The 25,333-nt window shown below is 71.8% G+C and carries 20 protein-coding genes and 1 pseudogene; 18 read left to right on the forward strand and 3 right to left on the reverse strand.

Annotation, left to right across the window (positions count from 1 at the left end; all coding sequences use genetic code 11):
* Positions 1-17 precede the first annotated feature (17 nt).
* The 3 genes from C6N31_RS11895 to recQ all read left to right on the forward strand — a co-directional run bounded on the left by C6N31_RS11895 (position 18) and on the right by recQ (position 4,990).
* On the forward strand, positions 18-911 hold the full coding sequence (locus C6N31_RS11895; protein ID WP_138355214.1) for an oxygenase MpaB family protein: 894 nt from the start codon (positions 18-20) through the stop codon (positions 909-911).
* Positions 912-1,019: 108 nt separating this feature from the next.
* Positions 1,020-2,960, forward strand: a complete 1,941-nt coding sequence (locus tag C6N31_RS11900; protein ID WP_198357584.1) for a Xaa-Pro dipeptidyl-peptidase — start codon at positions 1,020-1,022, stop codon at positions 2,958-2,960.
* Between the two features lie 86 nt (positions 2,961-3,046).
* Positions 3,047-4,990 carry a DNA helicase RecQ gene (gene recQ / locus C6N31_RS11905; protein WP_138355215.1) on the forward strand — a complete coding sequence of 648 codons (1,944 nt, stop codon included), beginning with the start codon at positions 3,047-3,049 and terminating at the stop codon, positions 4,988-4,990.
* Here recQ and C6N31_RS11910 read toward each other — a convergent pair.
* Together C6N31_RS11910 and C6N31_RS11915 are read right to left on the reverse strand one after the other, a co-directional pair.
* Positions 4,987-5,958, reverse strand: coding sequence for a tellurite resistance/C4-dicarboxylate transporter family protein (locus tag C6N31_RS11910; protein WP_198357499.1), 972 nt, complete (start codon positions 5,956-5,958; stop codon positions 4,987-4,989). The two genes, recQ and C6N31_RS11910, sit on opposite strands and share 4 nt — an antisense overlap.
* Before the next feature lie 7 nt (positions 5,959-5,965).
* Entirely contained in the window at positions 5,966-7,081 is a 1,116-nt protein-coding gene (locus C6N31_RS11915) for a baeRF3 domain-containing protein (protein WP_138355217.1), read from the reverse strand.
* Positions 7,082-7,417: 336 nt separating this feature from the next.
* Between C6N31_RS11915 and C6N31_RS11920 the strand changes: the two genes are divergently transcribed.
* The 8 genes from C6N31_RS11920 to C6N31_RS11955 all read left to right on the forward strand — a co-directional run bounded on the left by C6N31_RS11920 (position 7,418) and on the right by C6N31_RS11955 (position 17,232).
* On the forward strand, positions 7,418-8,698 hold the full coding sequence (locus tag C6N31_RS11920; RefSeq protein WP_138355218.1) for an alginate lyase family protein: 1,281 nt from the start codon (positions 7,418-7,420) through the stop codon (positions 8,696-8,698).
* A gap of 93 nt (positions 8,699-8,791) precedes the next feature.
* Positions 8,792-9,598: an SDR family NAD(P)-dependent oxidoreductase gene (locus tag C6N31_RS11925; RefSeq protein WP_138355219.1), complete on the forward strand. Its 807-nt coding sequence runs from the start codon at positions 8,792-8,794 to the stop codon at positions 9,596-9,598.
* A 311-nt stretch (positions 9,599-9,909) separates the two neighbouring features.
* Positions 9,910-10,992, forward strand: a complete 1,083-nt coding sequence (locus tag C6N31_RS11930; protein ID WP_138355220.1) for a rod shape-determining protein — start codon at positions 9,910-9,912, stop codon at positions 10,990-10,992.
* Between the two features lie 67 nt (positions 10,993-11,059).
* Positions 11,060-12,097 carry a rod shape-determining protein gene (locus tag C6N31_RS11935; protein WP_138355221.1) on the forward strand — a complete coding sequence of 346 codons (1,038 nt, stop codon included), beginning with the start codon at positions 11,060-11,062 and terminating at the stop codon, positions 12,095-12,097.
* 148 nt (positions 12,098-12,245) lie between these two features.
* Complete coding sequence (locus C6N31_RS11940; RefSeq protein ID WP_232485096.1) at positions 12,246-13,514, forward strand: alpha/beta hydrolase family protein; 1,269 nt, start codon at positions 12,246-12,248, stop codon at positions 13,512-13,514.
* A 213-nt stretch (positions 13,515-13,727) separates the two neighbouring features.
* Positions 13,728-14,597 (forward strand): chitosanase, encoded by an 870-nt coding sequence (locus tag C6N31_RS11945; RefSeq protein WP_138355223.1) that lies wholly within the window; start codon positions 13,728-13,730, stop codon positions 14,595-14,597.
* A gap of 147 nt (positions 14,598-14,744) precedes the next feature.
* On the forward strand, positions 14,745-15,977 hold the full coding sequence (locus C6N31_RS11950; RefSeq protein ID WP_138355224.1) for a transglycosylase family protein: 1,233 nt from the start codon (positions 14,745-14,747) through the stop codon (positions 15,975-15,977).
* A 181-nt stretch (positions 15,978-16,158) separates the two neighbouring features.
* Complete coding sequence (locus tag C6N31_RS11955) at positions 16,159-17,232, forward strand: rod shape-determining protein (RefSeq protein WP_138355225.1); 1,074 nt, start codon at positions 16,159-16,161, stop codon at positions 17,230-17,232.
* Between the two features lie 24 nt (positions 17,233-17,256).
* Here the strand turns inward: C6N31_RS11955 and C6N31_RS11960 are convergent, their stop codons facing one another.
* Positions 17,257-17,730 (reverse strand): cupin domain-containing protein, encoded by a 474-nt coding sequence (locus tag C6N31_RS11960; protein WP_187145142.1) that lies wholly within the window; start codon positions 17,728-17,730, stop codon positions 17,257-17,259.
* 379 nt (positions 17,731-18,109) lie between these two features.
* Between C6N31_RS11960 and C6N31_RS43705 the strand changes: the two genes are divergently transcribed.
* From C6N31_RS43705 to C6N31_RS11995, 7 genes and pseudogenes are all read left to right on the forward strand, one after another.
* The gene (locus C6N31_RS43705) at positions 18,110-18,469 is read left to right on the forward strand and encodes an ABC transporter substrate-binding protein (RefSeq protein WP_232485097.1); all 360 of its coding nucleotides are present in this window, start codon (positions 18,110-18,112) and stop codon (positions 18,467-18,469) included.
* A 10-nt stretch (positions 18,470-18,479) separates the two neighbouring features.
* Positions 18,480-18,920: a ribosomal maturation YjgA family protein gene (locus tag C6N31_RS11970; RefSeq protein WP_138355226.1), complete on the forward strand. Its 441-nt coding sequence runs from the start codon at positions 18,480-18,482 to the stop codon at positions 18,918-18,920.
* 27 nt (positions 18,921-18,947) lie between these two features.
* Positions 18,948-19,760 (forward strand): annotated as a pseudogene (locus C6N31_RS11975) (YndJ family protein); the annotation flags it as partial.
* Positions 19,761-19,969: 209 nt separating this feature from the next.
* Positions 19,970-20,554 carry a DUF1990 domain-containing protein gene (locus C6N31_RS11980; RefSeq protein ID WP_198357501.1) on the forward strand — a complete coding sequence of 195 codons (585 nt, stop codon included), beginning with the start codon at positions 19,970-19,972 and terminating at the stop codon, positions 20,552-20,554.
* Positions 20,555-20,823: 269 nt separating this feature from the next.
* Positions 20,824-22,158 carry an MFS transporter gene (locus C6N31_RS11985; protein WP_198357502.1) on the forward strand — a complete coding sequence of 445 codons (1,335 nt, stop codon included), beginning with the start codon at positions 20,824-20,826 and terminating at the stop codon, positions 22,156-22,158.
* Positions 22,155-23,213, forward strand: coding sequence for a 5'/3'-nucleotidase SurE (locus C6N31_RS11990; protein WP_198357503.1), 1,059 nt, complete (start codon positions 22,155-22,157; stop codon positions 23,211-23,213). The genes C6N31_RS11985 and C6N31_RS11990 overlap by 4 nt, the downstream gene beginning before the upstream one ends.
* 299 nt (positions 23,214-23,512) lie before the next feature.
* A complete protein-coding gene (locus C6N31_RS11995) occupies positions 23,513-25,291 on the forward strand; it encodes a glycoside hydrolase family 3 protein (protein ID WP_138355279.1) in 1,779 nt (592 codons plus the stop codon).
* Positions 25,292-25,333: the final 42 nt, after the last annotated feature.

Raw genomic sequence — 25,333 nt, forward strand, 5'->3', positions numbered from 1 at the left:
GAACCAGGGGGTATGCCGTGGGACGCTACGACCACTTACGCGAGATCCGCCGGCTCGATCCTGAGCGGGACTTCCTGCGGATCTACCGGATCAGCGCGACCCTCGAATTCCCCTGGGACTTCGCACGGGCCCTTGAGCTCGCCCTCTACCGCACCTACGCCGTCCCCAGCATCGGGCGGCTGCTCGCGGAGACCGCGGAGCTGACGGACCGTTCGCAGAAGCGCTACGACGACACCGCGCTGCTGCTCGACGCCGTCGTCGAGCACGGCTTCGCGAGCGGGAGCGGCCGCACCGCGATCCGCCGCATCAACCAGATGCACGGGCGCTACGACATCAGCAACGACGATCTGCGGTACGTGCTGTGCACGTTCGTCGTCATGCCGAAGCGCTGGCTCGACGTGTACGGCTGGCGGCGGCTGTCGCCGCACGAGCTGCGCGCCACGGCCGCGTACTACCGCACCCTCGGCGCACACCTGGGCATCACGGAACTCCCGCGGACCTTCGAGGAGTTCGAGTCGCTCCTCGACGCCTACGAGGTGGCGCACTTCGGCTGGGACGAGGGCGGCCGCAAGGTTTCCGACGCGACCCTGGACCTGATGGCGTCCTGGTACCCGGCCCCGCTCGCCCCGCTGGCCCGTGCCGGTGCCCGCGCGCTGCTCGACGACTCGCTGCTGCGCGCCTTCCGCTACCCGGCGCCGTCCCCGGCGGGCCGGGCCGCGGTGCGCGGAGCGCTGCGGCTGCGGGCCCGCGCGGTCCGGCTGCTGCCGCCGCGCCGCACTCCGCACTACGCCCGCCAGAACCCGGAGATCAAGGGATACCGGAACGGCTTCGACATCGCGGAACTGGGCACCTTCGGGCCGGGCGGCTGTCCGGTGCCGCACGACCGGGCCGGGCACAACCGCCCCGGCTGAACCAGAAGTTGTCTCGTATCCCCCTTCTGTCATGGCGGGTACAACCGCTACGGTCCGCCCGTGCTCATACATGCGCGGGGAACCCGCACCCATTGGATATCCGCCGTGGTGGCAGTACTCGCCGCCCTGGCCGCCGTACTCACCGCACCGACCGCCGCACACGCGAACACCCGGGACGCGGGGACGGTACGGCAAGGACTGAGCCAACCCGACTACTCCTATGCCGACGCCATCCGCGAATCGGTATGGGTGGACACCGGACTCGACGGCGACGCGGACGGCAAGGCCGACCGCGTCGCCGTCGACATCGTCCGGCCCAGTGAACCCGCCAAGGCCGGCCGGAAGATCCCGGTGATCATGGATGCCAGCCCCTACTACTCCTGCTGCGGACGCGGCAACGAGGGTCAGCTGAAGACGTACGACGCCAACGGCCACATCGTCCAGGCGCCGCTCTTCTACGACAACTACTTCGTACCGCGCGGCTACGCCGCCGTCCTGGTCGACCTGGCGGGCACCAACCGCTCCGACGGCTGTGTCGACGTCGGCGGCCGGTCCGACATCCAGTCCGCCAAGGCCGTCGTCGACTGGCTGAACGGCCGCGCCAAGGGCTACAGCGCCCGTGCCGGCGGCCAGTCCGTCAAGGCGAGCTGGACCACCGGCGCCGTCGGGATGATCGGCAAGAGCTGGGACGGCACCATCGCCAACGGCGTCGCCGCCACGGGGGTCGCCGGTCTGAGGACCATCGTGCCGATCAGCGCGATCAGCTCCTGGTACGACTACTACTTCCACCAGGGCGCGCCGCTCCAGGACGGCCCCGAGTGGCTGTCGGACGCCGTCGAGAGCCCGGACGCCCAGGCCCACTGCGCCGCCCAGCAGCAGAAGATCATCGCCGGTTCGCCGCGCACCGGTGACTGGACCCCGTTCTGGACCGAGCGCGACTACGTCAAGGACGCGGACAACGTGCGCGCCAGCGTCTTCGCCGTCCAGGGCATGCAGGACCTCAACGTCCGCACGAAGAACTTCGGTCAGTGGTGGGACGCCATCGCCGCCAACGGCGTCGAGCGCAAGGTCTGGCTGTCGCAGACCGGACACGTCGACCCGTTCGACACCCGCCGCACCACCTGGGTGCCGACCCTGCAGCGCTGGTTCGACCACTACCTGCTGGGCGTGCGCAACGGCATCGAGCGCGAGCCGATGGCCGACATCGAGCGCACCCCCGACCACTGGACCACCGACCGTGTCTGGCCGCCGGCCGCGACCACCGGCACCCGGCTGAACCTGCGCGCCGGCACCACGCCCGGCGTCGGCACCCTCGGCACGAAGCCCGCCGCCCACGGCAGCACCGCGTCGTTCACCGACGACCCGGCGCTGTGGGAGGAGGACTGGGCCGCCCAGCCCGACGCCGCCAACCCCGCCAGGACGGCGTTCACCACCGGGGTCCTCACCAAGGACCTGCGGCTGTCCGGCAACGGCACGGTCACCGTCACCGCGACGTCCTCCACCACCAGCGCGCACCTGTCGGCGGTGCTGGTCGACCTCGGCCCGGCGACCATCCGGAACTATCTGGGGGCGGGCGAGGGCATCAAGACCCTGGCCACCCGTTCCTGCTTCGGTGACAGCACGGCCGGTGACAGCTCGTGCTTCCTCGACACGGCGGCGGACACCACCACCGTCGACCACACCGTGTTCAGCCGGGGCTGGGCCGACCTCGGCCACTACGCGTCCCTCGACCACGGAGTGCCGCTGACCCCGGGCAAGCCGTACACGATCACTCTGAAGCTGGCCGCCACCGACCATGTGATCCCGGCCGGCCACCGCCTCGCCGTCATCGTCGCGGGTACCGACGGCGGGCTGATCCTGCCCGCCGACACCACCCCGAAGATCACCGTCGACCTGGCCCGTTCGGGTGTGAACCTGCCGCTCGTCGGCGGCTACGGCGCTCTGCGCACCTCCACCGCGGCGGTGACCCCGCAGGCCCGCGGGCTGCGCGCGCCGGCCGTCCCGCGCCCGGCGTTCGACGGGCTCCCGGCGGCGGCGCGGCTGCGCTGACACCGAACGGTCCCCGTCCCGGCCGGACCCGGCCGGGACGGGGAATCGTGTCATGGCGGGCACCGTGCTCCTCGTAGACTGCCCGGATGACTGCTGCTGCCCTCGACGAGACGTCCGAGACGAGCGACGCGCTGCGCGTCCTGCACCGTGTGTTCGGCTACGGGTCGTTCAGAGGGGCGCAACAGGAGATCATCGATCATGTGGTCGCGGGCGGTGACGCCCTCGTCCTCATGCCGACCGGCGGCGGCAAATCGCTCTGCTACCAGATCCCCGCCCTGGTCAGGGACGGCGTCGGTGTGGTCATCTCGCCGCTGATCGCCCTTATGCAGGACCAGGTCGACGCGCTCACCGCGCTCGGTGTGCGGGCCGGATTCCTGAACTCCACGCAGGACATGGACGAGCGCCGGTCGGTCGAGGCGGCCTTCCTCTCCGGCGAGCTGGACCTGCTCTACCTGGCGCCCGAGCGGCTGCGCTCCGAGGCGACGCTGCGGCTGCTGGACCGCGGCACGATCTCGCTGTTCGCGATCGACGAGGCGCACTGCGTCGCCCAGTGGGGCCACGACTTCCGGCCCGACTACCTCATGCTGTCGGCGCTGCACGAGCGCTGGCCCAAGGTGCCCCGCATCGCGCTGACCGCGACGGCCACCGAGGCCACCCACGGCGAGATCGCGTCCCGGCTGAACCTCAAGGACGCCCGGCACTTCGTGGCGAGCTTCGACCGCCCGAACATCCAGTACCGGATCGCCCCGAAGGACGACCCGAAGAAGCAGCTGCTGGAACTGCTGCGCACCGAGCACCCCGGTGACGCGGGCGTCGTCTACTGCCTCTCGCGTGCCTCGGTGGAGAAGACCGCCGAGTTCCTGGTGGGCAAGGGCATCGACGCGGTGCCGTACCACGCCGGTCTCGACTCGCGGGTCCGGGCGGCGAACCAGTCGCGGTTCCTGCGCGAGGACGGGGTGGTGGTCGTCGCGACCATCGCGTTCGGCATGGGCATCGACAAACCGGACGTGCGCTTCGTCGCCCACCTGGACCTGCCCAAGTCCGTCGAGGGCTACTACCAGGAGACCGGCAGGGCCGGGCGTGACGGCCTGCCGTCCACGGCCTGGCTCGCGTACGGCCTCCAGGACGTCGTGCAGCAGCGCAAGATGATCGAGACGTCCGAGGGCGACGAGGCCCACCGCCGTCGGCTGGGCACGCACCTCGAAGCCATGCTGGCGCTGTGCGAGACCGTGGAGTGCCGCCGGGTGCGGCTGCTGGCCTACTTCGGCCAGCAGAGCACCGCGTGCGGGAACTGCGACACCTGTCTGACCCCGCCGGAGTCGTGGGACGGCACCATCCCCGCGCAGAAGCTGCTCTCGACCGTGCTGCGGCTGGAGCGCGAGCGCCACCAGAAGTTCGGCGCCGGCCAGATCATCGACATCCTGCTCGGCAAGAAGACGGCCAAGGTCATCCAGTTCGACCACGACACACTGTCGGTGTTCGGGATCGGCACCGAGCTCGGGGTGTCCGGCTGGCGCGGTGTCGTCCGCCAGCTGCTGGCCCAGGGGCTGCTCGCCGTCGAGGGTGACTACGGCACGCTGGTGCTCACCGACGCGAGCGCCGAGGTGCTGGGCCGCAAGCGCGAGGTGCTGCTGCGACGGGAGCCGGAGAAGGCCGCCCGTGCGGAGAAGTCGGCCAAGTCCCGCCGGGCCGCTCCCGTCGACCTGCCCGAGGCACTGTTGCCGGTGTTCGAGAAGCTGCGCGCCTGGCGTGCCGCCAGCGCGAAGGAGCAGGGCGTCCCCGCGTATGTGATCTTCCACGACGCGACCCTGCGCGAGATCGCCACGGCCGCTCCCGCGGACCTGGCGGCGCTCGGCACGATCAGCGGCGTCGGCGAGAACAAGCTGGCGAAGTACGGGCAGCAGATCCTGGACACGCTCTCCGGCACCGAGCGCGAGCCGGAAGCGGCGGACGAGCCGGAGGGGTTCGGCGACCTGCCGGAGCCGGAGGACGCGGAGGATCCGGCGGGGGAGCCCGACCCGGAGTTCTAGGGAGGCGGCCCCTGGCCGGCCCGCGCCGAGCGGACCGCACCCGCGAGGGCGAGGACCCACAGCGCGAGGGTCGGCCACAGCAGCGCGCGCCCGGCGGTCTCCGCCGCCGGGACGTCCGCCGCCGCGGCGACGGCGAGGCAGGCCACCGCCGTCATCCCGAACGGGAAGACCGTCGACCAGCGGCGGACGTCGTAGTGCGGGCGCGGCCACCGCACCTCGCACACCAGCAGCACGGCGAACCAGCACAGGTCCAGCACCAGCAGCACGACGGTGACCACGCGCAGTGTTCCGTGCGCCGAAGGGGCCCAGCGCAGGGGTCCGTTCGCGGCCGACGCGGTGACGAGTTCGGAGCCGGCGAGCGCGGAGATGGCCAGCGCGCCGCCGGCCACCCACTGATCGCCGCTGCCGGTCCGCAGCTGGCGGACGTCGAAGCGCGGCAGCACAGCGGCGTAGAGCAGCAGGCCCAGCACGAAACACACCAGCGCCGCCCACATCAGCCAGGTCTGCCGCTCGGCGAGAGCGAGGCTCCCGGCCAGTACGGCCAGGCCCTCGGTGGCGACGCAGACGAGGAAGCCCGCCCCCGGCAACCCGGGCTTCCAGTGCCGGACGACGGACGGCAGCAGCACCGGCCACAGCCCGGCGGCCACGATCAGCAGGGCCGCCGCCACGCCCTGGCGGCCCTGGAGCGACAGCCGGGTGCCCAGCACAGTCGTCGCGGCGATCGAGGTGAGCGCGGCCGGGGTCCCGGCCTGTGCCTTCCAGGTGCCGCGGTCCAGCAGCAGCCGGTCGGCGAAGAGCACCGCGAGCAGCAGCCACGCCGCGACCGCCACCACGAGGAAGACCGCGGAGGCCGCGTCGTACCCGGTCAGCCGCAGGCCGACCGAGATGATCGCGGTCGCCATCGCGGCCCCTCCGGCGGCGGGCGGGCGATCGGCCCACCAGTGCCGCGCGGTCACCCGTGCGGGCACCGGACGGTCAGTAGCGCAGGACGAGGGCGACCCGGCCGTCGTCGCTGAGCGAGTCGTCCGGGACGAAGCGGACCTCGGTCTCCTTGTCCAGGGCGGCCTCGATGAGCTGGTCGACGACGTCCTCCTCGACGCCGTCGGCCGCCGTGCCGCCCTCGACCGGCACCAGGTGGCCGTCCTGGATGCGGGCCGCGGCCTGGAAGTGCTCCTCGACCAGCAGCAGCGATCCGCGGCCCTCGGTGACCGCCCGCCAGGCCTCGTCGAGGCCGCCGGCGAAGCGGCGCCGGCCGCGCGCGGAGTCGAGCTCCTCCAGCCCATCGGCGTTCCGCTTGGCCGTGTACTCCTCGAACACCGGCCGCAGCCGTTCCGAGAGCTCGTGCGCGGGCGCCTTGTCGAGCCCGGCGCGGTCGAGGCGGCCCACCAGATCCTGCGGGTGCTGGGACAGCTCCGCCAGGAGGGTGACGGTGCTGGCCGTACCGACCAGGAAGACCGGCCGGCGCTCCTGGTTCAGTGCCTTGTCCAGGGCGGCGTCGACGGACCGCAGGTACTGGCGCATCCGCTCTTCGCGCTGGTGGCCGGGGACGGAGCCGATGTTCGGCCCGGGGACGGCGTCCTCCGGGTCCGGGATCCCGGGCTTCAGCGGGAAGCCGTGGCGCTCGACGGGCACCAGCCGTTCGCCGGATCCCTCCCAGAGCAGCGTCGCCTCCTCGGACACCACGAGCACCCAGTACGGGCGGGCGTACAGCCGCGCGGCGACGAGGTTGCGGGTGAGGAAGGTGTTGGCGAAGACGAGGCGTTCCTGGATCTCCACGGGGGAGGACAGTTGCCAGATGTGCCGTTCCCCGGGGGCGAGCAGGACCAGCAGCCCGTCCTCCGCGTGCAGGAAGTCGACGTCCTGAGCCACCAGGTCCAGCTGCCCCTCCAGGTCGAGCCGGTCCGCGCGCGAGACCTGCGGGTCGTCCGTGAGGCGCTTGCGCGCTTCCTCGAGCAGGTTGCGCAGCCGGATGGGGTCCTGGGCGTTGTCCGGCCGGTGCCGGTGGGTGGGCATCAGCAGCGAGACCGCCGGATAGGGCCGCGGCCGGCGCAGACCTTCGAGGATCGCGGGGGTCAGTTCACTGGTGTGCATGCTCGCCCTCTCCACATGCCCGCCGCGGGAGCGGGCGGATCCGTCCTACCAGGGGAACAGGCTTACGGGCGGAGCGCGACTCGCAGAGCACCACTCGCGGGGTGCCGGGCGGGCCTCGGGAGCCCCGATTCCATCTTCTGAACGCCGTTCCGCGGGTCAAAGGGAATCCTTCGCCCGAAACCCGGCCAATCGAAGGCCGGGTCGACGCGAATCCTTGACGTGTTCACGGGTTTCTTCTAACTTCGCCTCTCACCACGATGGTTCATACCAATGCACATAGTTCACAGGTGTGAATCTCGGGGAGTTGACGCCACCCCCCACCGGAAGGCACCCCCCATGCGCACCGGAACCACTCCGCGCCCCCCACGCAGGCGGAGAACCCTGGTCATCGCCTTCGCCGCCGTCGCGGGCCTGCTCTCGGCAGGCCTGGTCGCGGGCCCTGCCCTCGCCGCCAGGACGGCATCCGCCGCACCGCAGAGCCGAACCGTCGCCGCCGCACCGAAGAGCCCTGCGGTCGCCGGCGCCCCCGCCACGTTCGCCCATCCCGGTGTGCTGGTGAGCCGCGGTCAGCTCGACTTCGTCCGTGCCCAGGTCCGGGCGGGTGCCCAGCCCTGGAAGGCCGCCTACGACAAGATGCTCGCGAGCCCGTACGCATCCCTGTCGCGCACCCCGAAGCCGCGCTCCGTCGTCGAATGCGGCTCGTACTCCAACCCCAACTACGGCTGTACGGATGAGCGCGAGGACGCCATCGCCGCGTACACCGACGCGCTGGCCTGGTACATCGGCCAGGACCACCGCTACGCCGACAAGGCCGTCCAGCTCATGGACGCCTGGTCCGCGGTCATCACCAACCACACCAACAGCAACGCACCGCTGCAGACCGGCTGGGCCGGCTCGACCTGGCCCCGCGCCGCCGAGATCATCCGCTACACCGGGGCCGGCTGGTCCTCGGCCGGTGTCACCCGCTTCGCGACCATGCTGCGCAACGTCTACCTTCCGAAGGTCATCAACGGCTCCCAGAGCAACGGGAACTGGGAACTGAGCATGATGGAGGCGGCCGTCGGCATCTCGGTCTTCCTGGAGGACCGCGCCAGCTACGACAAGGCCATAGCCAAGTTCCGCGGCCGGGTGCCCGCCTACATCTACCTGCCCTCCGACGGCGCCCTCCCCAAGGCACCGCCCGGCGGCAGCATCGACACCAGCGCGGAGATCATCAGCTACTGGCAGGGCCAGCGCACGTTCACCGCGGGCCTGACCCAGGAGACCTGCCGCGACTTCACCCACACCGGTTACGGCATCTCGGCGATCTCGCACATCGCGGAGACCACCCGCATCCAGGGCCAGGACCTCTATCCCGAGGTCGGTGAGCGACTGCGCCAGGCGCTGGGCTTCCAGGCCAAGTACCAGCTCGGCGCGGCCGTACCGTCCTCGCTGTGCGGCGGACACCTCAACCTGGGCCTCGGCCCGGTCACCGAGGTCGGCTTCAACGCGCTGCACAACCGGCTCGGCATCGCGATGGCCAACACCCAGCGGCTCACCGAGCAGCAGCGTCCCGCGGGCTCGAACAACCTCTTCGTGGCCTGGGAGACCCTGACCCACGCCGCCAACGCCGGCTGACCACCGGGGCGACAGATACGGGGCCGGGCCGGTAGGGCGCCGAGGCTCTCCTACGCTGGGGGGTTCGATCACCCCTCCAGGAAGCAGCGCGCGATGCACCAGCCCGGCCCGGTACCCGATGCCACCGATGTCCCACCGTTCCCCGCCACCGGCCGCCGAGTACTGGTCAGCGGTGCCTCGCGCGGCCTGGGCAGGGCGCTTGCCCAGGCATTCGCGGCCAACGGCGACCGGGTGGCAGTGCACTACGGCTCGCGCCGTGAGGAGGCCGAGGAGACCCTGGCGGAGCTGCCGGGCACCGGCCATGTCCTGCTGGGCGCCGATCTCGCGGACCCGGCGGCCACGGCCCGGCTGGCGGCCGATGCGGCCGACGCTCTCGGCGGCATCGACGTCCTGGTGAACAACGCGGCCGTCAACACCCCGCACCCGCCCGCGACCACCGGCTACGAGGAGTGGACCGACACCTGGCAGCGGCATGTCGCCGTCAACCTGCTCGGCACGGCCAACCTCAGTCATCTCGCCGCGAACCGGATGATCGCCGCGGGCACCGGCGGCCGCATCGTCAACATCGGCTCGCGCGGTGCCTTCCGCGGTGAGCCGGACCATCCCGCCTACGGCGCGACGAAGGCGGCGGTCCACGCACTGGGCCAGTCCCTGGCCGTCGCACTGGCACCGCACGGCATCGCGGTGGCGTCCGTCGCGCCCGGCTTCATCGAGACCGACCGGGTCGCCCACCGGCTGGCCGGCGCCGGCGGCGAGGCGATCCGCGCGCAGAGCCCGTTCGGCCGGGTCGCCGCGCCCGCCGAGATCGCGGCCGCCGCCCTGTGGCTCGCGTCGCCCGCCGCCCTGTGGGCCTCCGGGACCGTCCTGGACGTCAACGGCGCCTCCTACCTGCGGACCTGACGGACCGGGAGCCATCCGCTCGCCGGTCGCCGCGGGCGGCAATCCTCCGTACGGGGTCTTCACTCGAACGTGTGAAACGCGCGGCGTCTGCGCGGGGCGAGTCGTCGGGGACGGCGTCGGCGTGCTTGCCCGGTGCGGACAGCCGGACGCGCCTCCGGCCGCCGTCCGCTCGCGACGAACGGTCCTGACACGCCCCGACCTGACGTGTCCCCAGTCGGCGCATTCCAGCGGGCGATCACCGGGGGCCGCCCTCATGGTGAAGGGAAGGCCGCCGCACGAGCGGCCGGATCCACCGTTCGAGAGGCACCACCGTGACCGACAGCTTGCACGATCTGCGCCGCTGTACCTTGGCGATCGATCTGGGGGCTGCACGGACCCGCGTCTATGCCAAGCGCGCCGGACTGATCGTCGACGAACCGAGCCTGGTGGCCGTCGACATCCGTAACGGGCGCCTTGTCGCGATAGGCGGCCTGGCCGAGCGCATGGCCGGCCGTACCGCCGAATACGTGCGCGTGGTCCGTCCGTTCTCCGGCGGAACCGTCGTCGATGTGGACATGGGCATCCTGATGCTGCGCCACCTCCTCGGCGACAAGGCGCGCAGGGCCTGGCTCCGTCAGTCCAAACCGCGGATAGCGGCGGCCGTCCCGTACGGCGCAGGACCGCAGGCACGCCGGATCCTGTCCGAGACGCTGACGGACCTGGGCGCCCGGCAGGTGGAACTGGTCCACGCCCCGCTCGCCGCCGCGGTGGGTTCCGCGATCCCGGTCGGACAGCCCGAAGGCAGCATGATCGTGATCTGCGGTGCGTCCGAGACCCAGGTCGCGGTGCTCTCCTTCGGCGGGATCATCGCGGGCGAGGTCCTCCCGGTCGGGGGGAACGCCATGGACGACGCGGTGCTCGAACACCTGCGGATCCACCACGATCTGATACTCCCGCACCAAGGGCTGCTGCCGCTGCACCAGGTGCTGTCCGAGGCGGTGGCGGAGCCGCAGTCGAACACCGAGGTGCACGGCAAGGACGTGTCCAGCGGACTCGCCCGCTCCCTGAACCTGGAGACCGGCGGGGTGCGGGAGGCGATGCGCGATCCGCTGTCCGCGCTGGTGAGCGGTATCGGCCGGGTGCTGCGGCGCTGCCCGCCGGACCTGGTGGTCGACATCGCCGACCGCGGCATCATCCTCACCGGCGGCAGCGCCGTCCTGCCCGGTCTCGACACCATGCTGGGGACCGCGACCGGCATGCCGGTGCACATCACGAAGGACCCCGCGCTCTCCACCGTGCTGGGTCTGGGCATGATGATCGAATCTGCCGAGGCCACCGAACCCGCCGTCGAAGAAGAGGTGGCGGAGGTCCGGCCGGAGAGCGCTGTGCGGGCGGCGAGCCAGGAACTCGCATGACCACCCGGTCGTACGGGCCGGCCACGTCCATATCTTCCGGGGAACTCCCCGGGGTCGGGAGCGCGTGATGACCCTGGCACCGGTTCTGGAGCGCTTGCGACGGTGCACCGTCGCCGTGGACCTGGGAGCCGACAGGACCCGGGTCTACCTCAGGGGCCACGGCCTGATCGCCGACGAGCCCAGCGTCGTCGCGTTCGACACCGAGCGCGGCGAGGTGGTCGCGATCGGCACCACCGCGGAACAGCTGACCGGCCGCGCGCCGGAGCACCTCCTCGTCATCAAGCCGGTGGCGGGCGGAATGGTGGTCGACGTCGAGATGGCGCGGCGTCTGCTCCGGCATGTGGCGGGGTCCAGACTGCGCCGGGCCAGGCTGCGCACCCCGGTGCTCAGGGCAGCCCTGAGCCTTCCGTACGACGCCCCGCCGGTCGCGCGGCGCACCGCGCTCGAGACGCTGGCGGGCCTCGGACTGCGCCGTGTCGAGCTGGTGGACTCGCTGCTCGCGGCGGCCGTCGGCTGCGGACTGCCCGTGGAGTACCCGGAAGCGGCCATGATCGTGCTGGCGAACGCCGACAGTACGCAGGTGGCGGTGCTCTCGATGGGCACGGTGGTGGCCGCCGAGACCGTGCCGGTGGGAAGCGACACCATCGACCGGGCCGTCGTGGAGTACTTCCGCGGCCACCACGAACTGGCGCCGTCCTTCCAGACCGTGAAGTCGCTGCGCGAGGCGATCGGCGGGACCGCGCCCGCGGCCGAGGCGGACGTCGAGCTGAACGGCCGGGACATCGTCAGCGGCCTGGCCCGCTCGGTGACGGCCGACGCCCACGCGGCGCGGGACGCGATGCGTGGCCCGCTGCGGCCGATCCTCGACGGGGTCAGCATGGTCCTGCGGCGCTGCCCGCCGGACCTGGTGGTCGACATCGCGGACAGCGGACTCACGCTCGGCGGCTCCATCTCCCGGATGCCGGGCCTGGACTCCCTGCTCCGGTCCGCCACCGGGCTACGGGTGCAGATCGCGGAGCATCCGGACGGGTGTGTGGCGCGGGGAATGGGCGCGATGATGGAAGGGCGGATCCTTCCGGCGCGGCAGAGCGTGGCGGTCAGGTAACCGGCACGCCGGATTCCCCCCGGAGCAGGGGTGTTGCCGGCCCCACCCCCGTCGGGTGTGTGGGGCCATGGAGCGGCGTAGCGCGGGACGGAAGGCTGAGGGGAGCAGAAACCCAGTGCTCACCGCACCTTCACCGCAGGGGAAGCCCATGTCCCGATCCGCTCGTACCGCCCGCAGCACCCACATCGCCCGGGCCGCGGCCACCGCGCTCGTCCTCGCCCTCGTCGCCGGTGTGCCGGCCGCCGCACTCGCGGCCGACGGCCGCCCCGCCGCCGCGGGATCGGCCGCTCACCACGCGGACGGCCGCGGCACGTTGCTCTCCGCCGTGCCCGTCGCCCTGCTGAACCGTACGAAGACGGACGCCTACGTCGAGAGCCAGGGATTCGACGTGCCCGGCGCGCGGTACGCGACCGCCTCGTACCGCATCACGTACCGCACGATCGGCACCGACGGCCGGCCGACCACCGCCAGCGGCCTGGTCTCCCTGCCGGTCGGCGGGCCCCGCGAGCTGCGGACCGTCTCCTATGAGCACGGCACGCGCGCCGAGAAGAAGGGCGTGGCCTCCACGGACCCGGACACCGCGGACCGCGCGGTCGCGGTGATGTTCGCGGGCGCCGGGTTCGCCGCCGTGGCCCCCGACTACCTCGGGCTGGGCACCGGCCCCGGACATCACCCGTACATGGACATCGGCACGGAGACCAGCGCCTCGCTGGACATGCTGCGCGCGGCCCGTACGTTCGCGGCCGGCCACGGCCGGACGCTGCAGCGGCAGGTGCTGGTCACCGGATTCTCCCAGGGCGGGGTGGCCTCGATGGGGCTCGGCCGGGCGCTGCAGGGCGGAGCCGACCCGTACTTCAGGCTGCAGGCGCTCGCGCCGGTCAGCGGCCCGTTCGACGCGCGCGGCGCGGAGCTTCCGGCCGCGTTCGACGGCCGGCTCGACCCGGCCATCGCCGCCTACTACCTCGGCTACTTCACGACGTCCTGGAACCGCCTGTACCCGCTCTACGGTTCGACCTCCGAGGCGTTCCTGCCGCCTTACGACCGGACCGTGGAGCAGCTCTTCGACGGCAGCCACAATGACGAGGAGATCCTCGGCGCGCTGCCGGGCGACCCGCGCAAGCTGTTCACCCCGGCCTTCATCGACACACTGCAGCACCCCACGGGCGCGTTCGCCGAGGCGCTGCGCGTCGGGGACTCCACCTGCTCGGACTGGACGCCGCGGGTGCCGGTACGGATCTTCGCCACCGAAACCGACCGGGACGTGGCGATCGCCAACAGCGAGCACTGCCAGGCGCAACTGCGGGCGAACGGGGTGCACGCGCCCCTCCTCCACGCGGGCGAGGCGGGGCACATGTCGTCGCCGTTCGTGGCCTACCCGCAGATCCTGAGCTGGTTCGAGGAACTGCGCCGGGGCTGAACCGGAGTCGGCCCCGATCGTATTCGGGGCCGATCCGGAGCCGATTTCGGGCCGAACCCGAACGGATCCGGAACTGATCATTGAACTGCCTCTTGGCGTTCCTTCGTTGCGGTGCTTGAATACACCCGCCCGGTTAGGAAAGTTTCCTAACTAAGGCGTGAGCAACCTCCTGAGCCCCGAAGTGGCCGCCCCCCGGCCGGAAGCGGAGAGCACGTGAACGACCACCGCGCAGGACGATCCCGTAAGCGCCTGACCCTTCTCATAGCTACCGGACTGCTGGCAGCAGGCGCCACCCCCCTGGTGATCGCGGCCAACGGCAACGCCGCGACGCCGGTGGCCGCGCACAGCGCCGGTGTCAAGGCTGCGGCGGGCGTCGGTCTCGACGACGCCCACAAGAAGGACATCGCGATGCAGCTGGTCTCCAGCGCAGAGAACTCCTCGCTGGACTGGAAGTCGCAGTACAAGTACATCGAGGACATCGGTGACGGCCGCGGCTACACCGCCGGCATCATCGGCTTCTGTTCGGGCACCGGTGACATGCTGGACCTCGTCCAGCTGTACACGGACCGCAAGCCCGGCAACGCCCTTGCCAAGTACCTCCCCGCGCTGCGCAAGGTCAACGGCACCGAATCGCACTCGGGCCTCGGCTCCGCGTTCGAGAGCGCCTGGAAGACCGCCGCCAAGGACGCCGCGTTCCAGACCGCGCAGAACGACGAGCGCGACCGGGTCTACTTCAACCCGGCTGTCAACCAGGCCAAGTCCGACGGCCTGCGCGCGCTCGGCCAGTTCGCCTACTACGACGCGATCGTGATGCACGGACCGGGCACCGACAGCACCAGCTTCGGCGGAATCCGCAAGACCGCCATGAAGAAGGCCAAGACCCCCGCCCAGGGCGGAAACGAGACAACGTACCTCAATGCCTTCCTCGACGCCCGCAAGGCCGCGATGAAGACCGAGGAGGCGCACAGCGACACCAGCCGTGTCGACACCGAGCAGCGCGTCTTCCTCCAGAAGGGCAACTTCGACCTCAACCCGCCGCTGAGCTGGAAGGTCTACGGCGACAGCTACAACATCGCCAACTGATCGCCGGCGGGGCGGGCCGCACCGGAAGCCATCCGGTGCGGCCCGCCCCAACAGCCGCTCCACGTGCGCCCCTTGTGGTGGCCAAATCGTTGCGTCTACCCTGTGGGGCGCCAGTCCGGCCCCCGGTCGTGGAAGAGGACGAGGTCTATGCCCTTACGTGGTCGTCACCGCCGCTACCGGCCCAGCCGGGTCTCGCAGGCCTCCCTGACCGTCACCGCCGGCGGAGCGGGTCTCGCCCTGCCGCTGATCAGCGTCAGCGGCGCGGCGGCAGCGCCGCTCAACACCTGGGACAAGGTCGCTCAGTGCGAGAGCACCGGGGACTGGAACATCAACACCGGTAACGGGTACTACGGCGGGCTGCAGTTCGCGTCGAGCACCTGGAAGGCCTACGGCGGCACCGCGTACGCCTCCCGCGCCGACCTCGCGTCGAAGTCCGAGCAGATCGCCGTCGCGGAGAAGGTACTGCGCGGCCAGGGACCGGGAGCATGGCCGGTGTGCGGCCCCCGGGCCGGGCTCACCCGCGACAGCGCGGCTCCGCAACAGGCCCCGGCGCACCCGAAGAAGACCACTCCCGTGAAGACACCGGTGAAGGTCTCCACGAAGGCCGCGCCCGCCAAGTCGGCACCGGCCGCCAAGCCCTCCTCGCCCTCGACACCCGGCAGGACCACGGCCGACGCGTATGTCGTCGTCAGCGGCGACACGCTGTCCGGTATCGCGGCGGACCATCACACCAAGGGCGGTTGGCCCCAGCTGTACTCGGCCAACCGGCAGATCGTCGGCGGCGATCCCGACCTGATCTTCCCCGGCCAGCATCTCAGCCTCACCGGTACCGAGCGTCCCGTGGCCAGGACCCAGGCGCCCGCCGTGAAGCCGCAGCAGCACGAGAAGGCGGCGCCCGCCAAGGCCCCCGCCAAGCCGGCGGCGACCCACAAGGCGGCGCAGAAACCGGCCCAGAAGCCGGCGCAGTCCGGATCGACCTTCATGGCACCGGTCAGCGGGGTCAGCCCGAGCACCCCGTACCACGCGTCCGGCGCCAGCTGGTCGAGCGGGTACCACACCGGCGTCGACTTCCCGGTCTCCACGGGCACCTCGGTGAAGGCCGTCGGCAACGGGACGGTCGTCTCCGCGGGCTGGGGCGGCGCGTACGGCTACCAGGTCGTCATCCGCCACACCGACGGCAGGTACAGCCAGTACGGGCATCTGTCGCAACTGTCCGTACGGTCCGGGCAGCCCGTCAACCGCGGTCAGCAGATCGGGCGTTCCGGCTCCACCGGCAACGCCACCGGACCGCATCTGCACTTCGAGATCCGCACCGGGCCCGAGTACGGCTCGGACATCAACCCCCTCACCTACCTGCGGGCACACGGCGTCAGCATCTGACGCCGGCGGGACCGCCGGTACCCGGCGCCGGGCCGCCCCGGCACACCCGTCGGCCGCCGGGGCGAGGGAATTCACTCTTTCGAGGGACAACGCGCAGCGGGCACCACCGCGCGCGTGAAGGCGGGCATGCCTTCATGACGACAGGTCAGGCCCGGCCCAGGTATCCCTCCGAGGAGTCACCATGACGCTCCCTCAGCTGCTGAACGTCTTCACCAGCCGGCAGCAGACCGACTCGCCCGTCCCGCACGGGGCGTCCAGCGCCCTCGACCTCGTGGTGGACCTGGGAACGGCGACCACCCGGGTGCACAGCCGGAACGGCCCGGTGAGCGAGGGCGCCTCGGTGGTGGCCGTGCGTACCGGGACCAACAAGGTGCTGGCGATCGGCGAGGACGCCCGGAAGATGCTCGGCCGCACCCCGCCCGGCATCGTCGCCACCTCCCCGCTGCGCCACGGGGCGATCACCGAGTTCGAGGCGGCGTCACGGCTGCTGTGGCACGTGCTGGGACGCAGACGGCAGTGGACGGCGTGGGCGCCGCCCCGGGTGATGGTCACCGTCCCGGTCCTGGCCACTTCGGTGGAGCGCCGGGCCCTGCAGGACGCGCTGCACGCGGCCGGCGCCCGCCAGGTGCGGATGCTGCCCAAGCCGATGGCCGCCGCGCTCGGCGCCGGGCTGCCGGTGTGGGACGGCGACGGGTGCATGGTCGTCGATGTCGGAGCGGGCACCACCGACGTGGCCGGGTTCGCCTTCGGCAGCATGGTCGCGTCCTCGTCCACCGCCGCGGCCGGGGACACCTTCGACGAGGTGATCGCCGCCCACCTGGAGAGCCGGCACGGGCTGGCACTGGGCGTCCGCCGGGCGCAGGACATCAAGACCGGCCTGAGCGGTACGCCCGGCGCACGGGGCCCGGCCGCGCTGTCGGTGACCGGCCTCGACGGCGACACCGGCCGGCCCCGTACGGTGCAGGTGACCATGGCCGAGCTGACCGAGGTCGTCGCGCCCTACGTACGGATGATCGCCGAGACGGTCGGCGCGGTACTCGAACAGAGCCCGGCCAGCGTCGCCGACGACATCGCCCGGCAGGGGCTGGTGCTGACCGGCGGCGGCTCGCTCATGGGCGGCCTGCGCGAACTGCTCGCCGAAGTGGTCGGCATGCCCGTCATCCCGGCGGCCGATCCGATGTCCTCGGCGATCCTCGGTGCCCGCAAGTACCTCACCGAGGCGAAGTTCCTGCCCCAGCAGATGCTCCCGGTCTGATCCGGCGGCCGGGTGCGCCGCGGCTCAAGGCGCTTCGGTGCCGGGGTCGCCCAGGACGTACAGCCCCGGGAGGTTGACGACGACCGCCTCCTGGGTGCTGCGCGCGATCACGACGACGGCCTCCTCGTCGTCGCTCGGGTTCTCCTCGCGGTGCGGGACGAAGGGCGGCACGAAGATGTAGTCGCCGGGCGAGGTGCGCAGCCTGACCTCTTCCCTGACACCGTTCGACTCGTCGAGGAAGACGAACTCGGGGTGGCCGCTGACGACATGGATCGCGGTCTCGGACGCGCCGTGATGGTGGTCGGAGGACGCGGTGGCCGGCGCGACGTGCGTCTGGCCCATCCAGATGCGCTCGGAGCCGACCGCGGGCCGGCCGCCTACCGGTCGCCGGACGGCCGTCCGTGCGAGTCCTGTGGCGTCCCCGTTCCCCCTGTTGACGGCGGTGCCGCTGCCGCCTGCTCCAGGCCCCTCCTCGTCGCCGTACCGCTGCACGTGCACCCGCGCGCCGTTCCCCCGCCGACACCGCACGCCCGCACGTTCCGCACACCCTCACTCCGAATCCTTCCGCGCCCTCGGTACCCGACGAGGCGCCGTACGGCGCTGCCCCCATGCCCCCGCCCGCGCATGTTCCGCACGGCCGAAAAGGGTGGCGCACGCCCATGCAGTTCTTCCGCACCCCCTCCACCACCGCGGACGCCGACCTACCCGCCACGCTCCCCGCGGGCCTCGGCAGACGCTCGTTCCTCGGGCTCGCCCTCGGCGCCGGCGCCGTCCTCACCCTGGCCGCCTGCGGCTCGGACGCCCCCCGGCCACCGCCGGCGGCACCGGAGGAACCCTCAAGTGAGGCTGGGCGCTGCCCACTTCATGGGACCCGGTGATGTCCTCGGCGGGCTGGGACGTGCACGTCCTGTCGCTCGTCTACGCGGGCCTCACCAAGGAGAACGAGAAGGGCGACCCGGTTCCCGCCCTCGCCGAGTCCTGGGAGTACAACGCCGACGGCACCTCGGTCACCTTCACGCTGCGCAAGGGGACGACGTTCAGCGACGGCACCCCGCTCGACGCCACTGCCGTCAAGAAGAGCATCGAACGCGGCCGGGACCACCCGAAGTCACTCATCGCCGCCCAACTGGCCAACTCCGACTCGGGGCGACCCTGGGGGATCCGGTCCGGCGCCGCCCCGGCCGGGCGCCGGCCTGCGGGGCGGCCGTCCGGCGCCCGTCGCCTCCGCGCCGCATAGGGTCTCCGGCATGAACGACTCCTTGAGGCGCGGCGGACCATTGTCGACACGGCTGTTCGCCGTCGGCGCCGCCGTGCTGACGGTCGCGGTGGCGCTGGGCGTCAGGGCGGGCGCCACAGGTGCGACGGAAGCGGTCGGCAAGTACGCCGGGGACGCGCTGTACACCGTGCTGCTCCACGCGCTGGTCGTCCTCGCCGCGCCTCGGGTGAAGCCCCTGGTGGCGGTCGCGGTCGCCCTCGGCGTCAGCTGGGCCGTCGAGTTCGCTCAGCTCAGCCCGGTACCCGGCGAACTGTCCGCGCGCAGCACACTCGCGCGCCTGGTCCTCGGGTCCACCTTCAACGCGCCCGACCTGTTCTGGTACGCCGTCGGAGCGGTGTTCGGCTGCGTCGTCCATTTCATGTTGAACGCGTTCAGTTCTCGGCGTACAGTCGGCGTCGTACGGGAGAATTGAACGCGTTCAACGTAGGGGTGGGGCGCCGTGACGGCTCTGGTGAACCTGATCGTCATGCTGGGCATGCTCGTCGTGGTCCCGTGCGGACTCACGCTGATCCACGGGCCGGGTATCGCCGCGGTCCGTGTGTTCTGGCTGGTCGGCGCCGTGCCGGGGAGCGTGGCGCTGTGGCTGCCGCGCGGCGGTCCGGCGACCGGGCTCGCCGCCGTCTACGCCGCCGCCACCGTGGTCCTCGCCGCCACCGCTCCGTTGCGGCTGGCCCGCACCCGGTCGCTCGCGCCCCGCGAGATCGCGGTCCTGACCGCGCTCGTCACCCCGTCGGTGGCGGGACTGGCGCTGGTCGCCGAGCGGTCGGGCCACCGGCTCCTCGGCTTCGATCTGAAGATCCTCGAGCTCACGGTGCCGCACTTCCACTTCGCCGGCTTCACCGCCGCGCTCATGGCCGGGCTGGTCTGCCGCGCCACCCCAGGCCGGGTCGCGGGCCGGCTCGCCGCGTTGAGCGTGCCGGTGGGAACGCTGCTCGTCCTGGCCGGCTACTTCATCGACGACTGGGCCGAGCTCGCCGGAGCCGTCGTCCTCACCGCCGGAATGTGGCTGGTGGGCCTGCTCACCTGGCGCGAGATCCGCACCGGCGCCCCCGACCGGCTCACCCGCGGTCTGCTCGGCACATCGGCGGCCGTCCTCCTGGCGACGATGCTGCTCGCCCTGAGCTGGGCCCTGGGGGAGGCCACCGGCATTCCGCACCCCACGCCGGCCTGGATGGCGGCGACCCACGGTCTCGGCAACGCCCTCGGCTTCGCGCTGTGCTCGGTGCTCGCCTGGCGCCGACTGCGGCAGTCGGATGAACAGCCATACGAACGGCGGGATGAACAGCGAGTTGAACGGCCGGTCGAGCGGACGGCCGCTCAGCCGGACGTACGGCTGGAACCCGATGGACGGCTGGAACCCGGTGGACGACTGGAACCTGGCGGACGACCGGAGCCGGACGAAGGGCCGGAACCGGTCCGCGACGGTGCCGAGAAGGGCGTCCTGGCGGCGGGTACCCCCGCATGACGCCGAACCCCGGGCGGAAGCCCGTCGCGAACGCCGGTCCCCGCCGGGATCCGGTCCCGAGCTATCCCGAGTTCGGCGCCACCCGGCACGGGGAACTGCCCGACGGATACCACCACCTGCGCCACGAAGTCGTGATCGGACGGGGCCGGGAGGTCTTCGAGAGGGCGGGCGCCGCCGTCACCACCTGGCAGATGCACCGCGCGGCCGGTGTCCGGATCCGGGCCGGAGCGCCGCGCGCGGAGCCCGGGATCGCGGTGGAATGCGGGATCGGCGTCGGGCCGTTCCGGATCGCCGCCCCCTGCCGCGTGGTGTGGACCGCTGACGAGGCCCAGCGGATCGGCTTCGCCTACGGAACGCTGACCGGGCATCCGGAGTGCGGTGAGGAGTCCTTTGTCGTGGAGCTCCTGCCCGACGACTCCGTACGGTTCACCGTCACCGCGTTCAGCCGCCCGGGCCGCTGGTACACCCGCCTGGCCGGGCCGCTCGTACCGCTCTGCCAGCGCCTCTACGCCCGACACTGCGGCCGGACCCTGCGGCGGCTGGCCGCCGCGCCGCCGGTGGATGCGGCTCCGATCGGGTAGCCCGAACCCTGGAAGGGACCCGGACAGGACCGGGGACAGCAGGGCCGGGAACGGGCGCTGTCGCAATGATGTGTTCACTTCTTGAACACACAGTCGTGCATCACGGATCCATTGCTTCGCGAACCGACCTCTTACATTGCTGACACGTGTCATCTACGCTCACCGACAACGCCCCGCCGCGGCCTCCGGAGCCGGTCGGTTCGACTACTGGCGCGCGTTCCCCTCGCTCTGCCCCCGTTCCGCCGTCTCTTCCGTTGAAGGGTCCACCGATGAGCACACTGCTTCCCGAAGAAGGGTCTTCGGTCCTCGCGCCCGGAGGTCCGGACGAGGTCATGCGCCCCGTCAACCGCTACCGCCTGGGCCCGCTGTACGTCACGCTCCCGCTCGCGAACATCGCCCTGTACCTGCTGTGGCTGGGCGTGGGCAGCTTTCTGCTGCCGATCCAGGTCGCGCAGATCACCGGCACGAACGACACGGGGGCGCTGTCCACGGCGAGCACCACGGGCGCCATCCTGGCGACCGTCGGCAACCCGATATTCGGCCAGCTCTCGGACCGCACCCGATCGCGCTTCGGCCGCCGCGCCCCGTGGATCCTGCTCTGCGCCGGGATGGGCGCGCTGGCACTGATCGGCCAGGCGCACGCGAACTCGATCGCCATGCTCGGACTGAGCTGGGGCGTCGTGCAGTTCATCATGAACGGCTACCAGGCGGCGCTCACCGCCTGTATGCCGGACCGGGTCCCGCAGTCCAAGTACGGCACGTTCTCCGCCCTCGTCGGACTCGGTGTGCCGCTCGGCACCATCGTTGCGGCGCTGGTCATCGGTGGTGTGCCGGGCAGCAAGTTCGGACTCGACGGTGTCATCGGCGGCTTCGGCGGCCGGTTCGCGGGGGAGAAGGGCTACTACCTGATCGCGGCCTGTGTCGTCGTGGCCGCGCTGATCTTCACCGTCGTGTCGCCCGACACGTCCGCCCGGGACCTGCCGCGGCAGAAGTTCGACCTGCGGGCGTTCCTGTCCAACTTCTGGGTCAACCCGAAGGAACACCCCGACTTCATCTGGGCCTTCCTGTCCCGGCTGGGGGTCATGCTCGGCTACTTCGTCGTCCTGACCTACAACATGTATCTGCTGGCCGACTACATCAAGATCCCACCGCAGGACCTGCTCCCGACCGTCGGGTTCCTGATGATCGTCAACGCGGTCTGCACGATCGCCGCCGTGATCCTGATCGGCCCGCTCGTCGACCGTGTCGGCAGGATGAAGCCGTTCGTCCTGGCCTCCGGCATCGGGGCTGCGCTGGCGCTGACCCTTCCGATGATCTCGCCGACCGAGGGCGGCATGGTCGCCTACAACGTCGCGGGCGGAGTCGCCTTCGGCGTCTACATGGCCGTCGACATGGCCCTGATCACCAAGGTCCTGCCGGCCACCGCGGACGCGGGCAAGGACATGGGTCTGATCAACATCGCCAACGCGGGCCCGCAGATCCTCGCCCCGACCGTCGCCGGCTGGATCGTCAGCGCCGCCGGGTACGAGGCGCTGTTCCCGGTGGCCGCCGCCGTCTCCCTCGCGGGAGCCGTCCTCGTGCTGCGCGTGCGGGGTGTGCGATGAGAATCCGTGACCACCGCGGCACCGTCACGACGCTGCTCGCCGCCGGAACGCTCGTCCTGCCGCTGAGCGGCAGCGCGAACGCCGGAACCGGCAACCACCATGACAGCGAGCCGCTCGCCGGGATGCGGATCCTGATGAGCAACGACGACTCCATGCAGATGGCCCGCCCCAACGCCTCCGACGGCAAGGGCCTCTACGAGGTGCGGCGCGCGCTGTGCTCCGCCGGAGCCGACGTCGTCGTCATGGCGCCCTGGGCCAACCAGAGCGGCGCCGGTACGGGCGCGGCCGGCAGCGGCTCGCTCACCGTGCAGCGGCGTACCGTTCTGCCCGCCGGCTACGGCCAGGACTGCGCTGGTGCGCCCGCCGCCGGCGCCGTCTTCGGAGTGTGCAAGGGCGCCGCCGCCTGCGACGCCGCGAGCGTCAGCGCCACCCCGGTCGACACCGTCCGGCTCGCGCTGAACGGCGGCCTCGCCGCCAAGGCGGGCTGGACGACAGCCCCCGACCTCGTGGTCACGGGCAGCAACTTCGGGCCCAACGTCGCCTCGGTGGTGAACGATTCCGGCACGGTCAGCGCGGCTCTCGCCGCGATCGAGGAGGGCACGCCCGCCGTCGCCCTCAACAGCTCCTACGACCCGACGGTCACCACCTCCCTGGAGGTCGCCGACCGCACCTACCGGCAGACGGCCGACTTCGGTGCCGCCTTCATCGGCTCCCTCCGCCATCGCGGGCTGCTGACCACCGACTTCGTCGTCAACGTCAACTACCCGTACCTCGCCGAAGGGCAGCAGCCCCGGAGCACCGTCCGGTCGTCGGTGGGCAGCCAGAAACTGATCCAGCCCAGCTACGCACAGACCGCCGCGAACGGCGACACGTTCACCGTGGGCGGCGCCCTCTGCGCCGCCGACAACCCCAAGTGCCGTCCCGAGACCAAGCGCGACGCCGACTACCGGCTGCTGCAGCAGGGGAACGTCACCGTCACCCCCATCACTCCTGACCGGACGTTCGAGGGCCGCGAGGCCGGGCGGCTCGAACGCTTCGTCAGGACCGGCCGCTGACCTGACCTCAGCGGCCGGACGAGGACACCGGCCCCGGCACTCCGGAGGGGAAGTGCCGGTGCCGGTGGCCCTCGCACCGCACCACCGCCCAGCGCGGGCCGAAAGCACTGCGCACCACCGCCGACCCGACCGACCTTTTTCACGGTGGCGGCGCCCGTGCGCGGCGGTGAGCCCACAGAGCCGACAGAACGGAACGAACCCCTGTGTCCCAGCACCCGACGACCCGCCCACCGACCCGCGCACCCCTGCTCCAGGCACCCGATGGCACACCCTTCCGGGACCTGAACGGTAACGGCGTCATGGAACCGTACGAGGACCCCCGGCTGCCGGCCGGCGAACGGGCGGCCGACCTCGTCGGGCGCATGACGCTGGAGGAGAAGGCGGGTCTGCTCTTCCAGACGATGGTCGGGATCAACGCCGACGGCACCCTCGTCGAGCCCGAGACCGGCGCCGCAGACGACGACCCGATGCGCGCCTCCACCTCCCGCATGGTGACCGGCAAGCTGATGAACCACTTCAACCTGTTCGGCGCCGCCGCCCCGCGCCGGATGGCCGAGTGGAACAACCGCCTGCAGGCGCTCGCCGCGACCACCCGGCTCGGTATCCCGGTGACGATCTCCACCGACCCGCGCAATGGGTTCATGGACAACCCGGCCGCCAGCGTGCACACCGAAGGCTTCTCGCTGTGGCCGGAGCCGCCGGGCCTGGCCGCCATCGGTGACGAGGAACTCGTGCGGCAGCACGGGGACATCGTCCGCCGTGAGTACCTCGCCGTCGGCATCCGGCTCGCCCTGCACCCCATGGCCGACCTGGCGACCGAACCGCGCTGGGCGCGCGTCGTCGGCACCTTCGGATCCGACGCGGGCCTGGCCGCCCGCATGGTCGCCGCCTACATCCGCGGGCTGCAGGGCGAGACCCTCGGCACCACCAGCGTCGCGGCGATGACCAAGCACTTCCCCGGCGCCGGGCCCCAGCTCAACGGCGAGGACGCGCACTTCGCCTACGGCCGTGAGCAGGTCTACCCCGGTGACAACTTCAAGCACCACCTGATCCCCTTCGAGGCCGCGTTCGAGGCGGGGACCTCGCAGATCATGCCGTACTACGCGATGCCCGTCGGCACCGAGTACGAGGAGATCGGCTTCGGCTTCAACAAGGGCGTCATCACCGGGCTGTTGCGCGGCACCTACGGCTTCGACGGCATCGTCTGCACCGACTGGGGGCTGGTCACCGACTCCGAGATCTTCGGCGCGCCCTTCCCCGCCCGGGCCTGGGGCGCGGAGCACCTGGACCGGCTGACCCGCGTCGAGCGCATCCTGGACGCCGGCGCCGACCAGCTCGGCGGCGAGGCCTGCCCCGAACTCGTGGTCGAGCTGGTGCGCGGCGGCAGGATCAGTGAGGAGCGCATCGACGAGTCGGTGGGCCGGCTGCTGCGGGAGAAGTTCGTCCTGGGCCTGTTCGACGATCCGTTCGTGGATCCCGACGAGGCCGCCCGGATCTGCGGCAGCCAGGAGTTCAGCGACGCGGGCACCGCGGCGCAGAGCCGCTCGGTCACCGTCCTCACCGACCGCCCGGCCGCATCCGCCGCGCCGCTGCTGCCCCTCGCCGCCGGACTGCGGCTGTACACCGAGGGCGTCGACCCCGAGGTCGCCGCGCGCTACGGCACCGTGGTCGCCACGCCGCAGGAGGCGGACGTCGCGGTGCTGCGGATCGCCACCCCGTTCGACCGGCGCACCGAAGGCTTCGAATCCTTCTTCCGCGCCGGCCGGCTGGACTTCACCGAGGACGAACTCCGTCCGATCCTCGATGTCGTCTCAGCGGTGCCCACGGTCGTCGACATCTTCCTCGACCGGCCGGCGGTGATCCCGGGCATTGCCGAGCAGGCGGCGGCCCTGGTGGGCACCTTCGGGGCCTCCGACGCCGCGGTGCTGGACGTGCTCTTCGGCAGGGCCGCGCCCGAGGGGCGGCTGCCCTTCGAACTGCCCCGGTCCATGGCCCAGGTCGAAGCGGGCCACGAGGACATGCCCAACGACTCCGGCGACCCGCTCTTCCCCTTCGGGCACGGGCTCACCATCGGCTGACGTCCTGCCCGCCGGTGCTCCGCTGTCCGCCGTCCGTCCGCC

The sequence above is a fragment of the Streptomyces fildesensis genome (assembly GCF_016107395.1).
GTDB lineage: Bacteria > Actinomycetota > Actinomycetes > Streptomycetales > Streptomycetaceae > Actinacidiphila > Actinacidiphila fildesensis.

Excerpts from the sequence above, each read along its gene's own strand:
- C6N31_RS11935 (WP_138355221.1), top strand. The coding sequence starts at position 11,060 with ATGACCCTGGCACCGGTTCTGGAGCGCTTGCGACGGTGCACCGTCGCC.
- C6N31_RS11915 (WP_138355217.1), bottom strand. The coding sequence starts at position 7,081 with ATGCACACCAGTGAACTGACCCCCGCGATCCTCGAAGGTCTGCGCCGG.
- C6N31_RS11955 (WP_138355225.1), top strand. The coding sequence starts at position 16,159 with ATGACGCTCCCTCAGCTGCTGAACGTCTTCACCAGCCGGCAGCAGACC.
- C6N31_RS11950 (WP_138355224.1), top strand. The coding sequence starts at position 14,745 with ATGCCCTTACGTGGTCGTCACCGCCGCTACCGGCCCAGCCGGGTCTCG.
- C6N31_RS11990 (WP_198357503.1), top strand. The coding sequence starts at position 22,155 with ATGAGAATCCGTGACCACCGCGGCACCGTCACGACGCTGCTCGCCGCC.
- C6N31_RS11925 (WP_138355219.1), top strand. The coding sequence starts at position 8,792 with ATGCACCAGCCCGGCCCGGTACCCGATGCCACCGATGTCCCACCGTTC.
- C6N31_RS11985 (WP_198357502.1), top strand. The coding sequence starts at position 20,824 with ATGAGCACACTGCTTCCCGAAGAAGGGTCTTCGGTCCTCGCGCCCGGA.
- C6N31_RS43705 (WP_232485097.1), top strand. The coding sequence starts at position 18,110 with ATGTCCTCGGCGGGCTGGGACGTGCACGTCCTGTCGCTCGTCTACGCG.
- C6N31_RS11980 (WP_198357501.1), top strand. The coding sequence starts at position 19,970 with ATGACGCCGAACCCCGGGCGGAAGCCCGTCGCGAACGCCGGTCCCCGC.
- C6N31_RS11995 (WP_138355279.1), top strand. The coding sequence starts at position 23,513 with ATGGAACCGTACGAGGACCCCCGGCTGCCGGCCGGCGAACGGGCGGCC.
- C6N31_RS11920 (WP_138355218.1), top strand. The coding sequence starts at position 7,418 with ATGCGCACCGGAACCACTCCGCGCCCCCCACGCAGGCGGAGAACCCTG.
- recQ (WP_138355215.1), top strand. The coding sequence starts at position 3,047 with ATGACTGCTGCTGCCCTCGACGAGACGTCCGAGACGAGCGACGCGCTG.
- C6N31_RS11940 (WP_232485096.1), top strand. The coding sequence starts at position 12,246 with ATGTCCCGATCCGCTCGTACCGCCCGCAGCACCCACATCGCCCGGGCC.
- C6N31_RS11970 (WP_138355226.1), top strand. The coding sequence starts at position 18,480 with ATGAACGACTCCTTGAGGCGCGGCGGACCATTGTCGACACGGCTGTTC.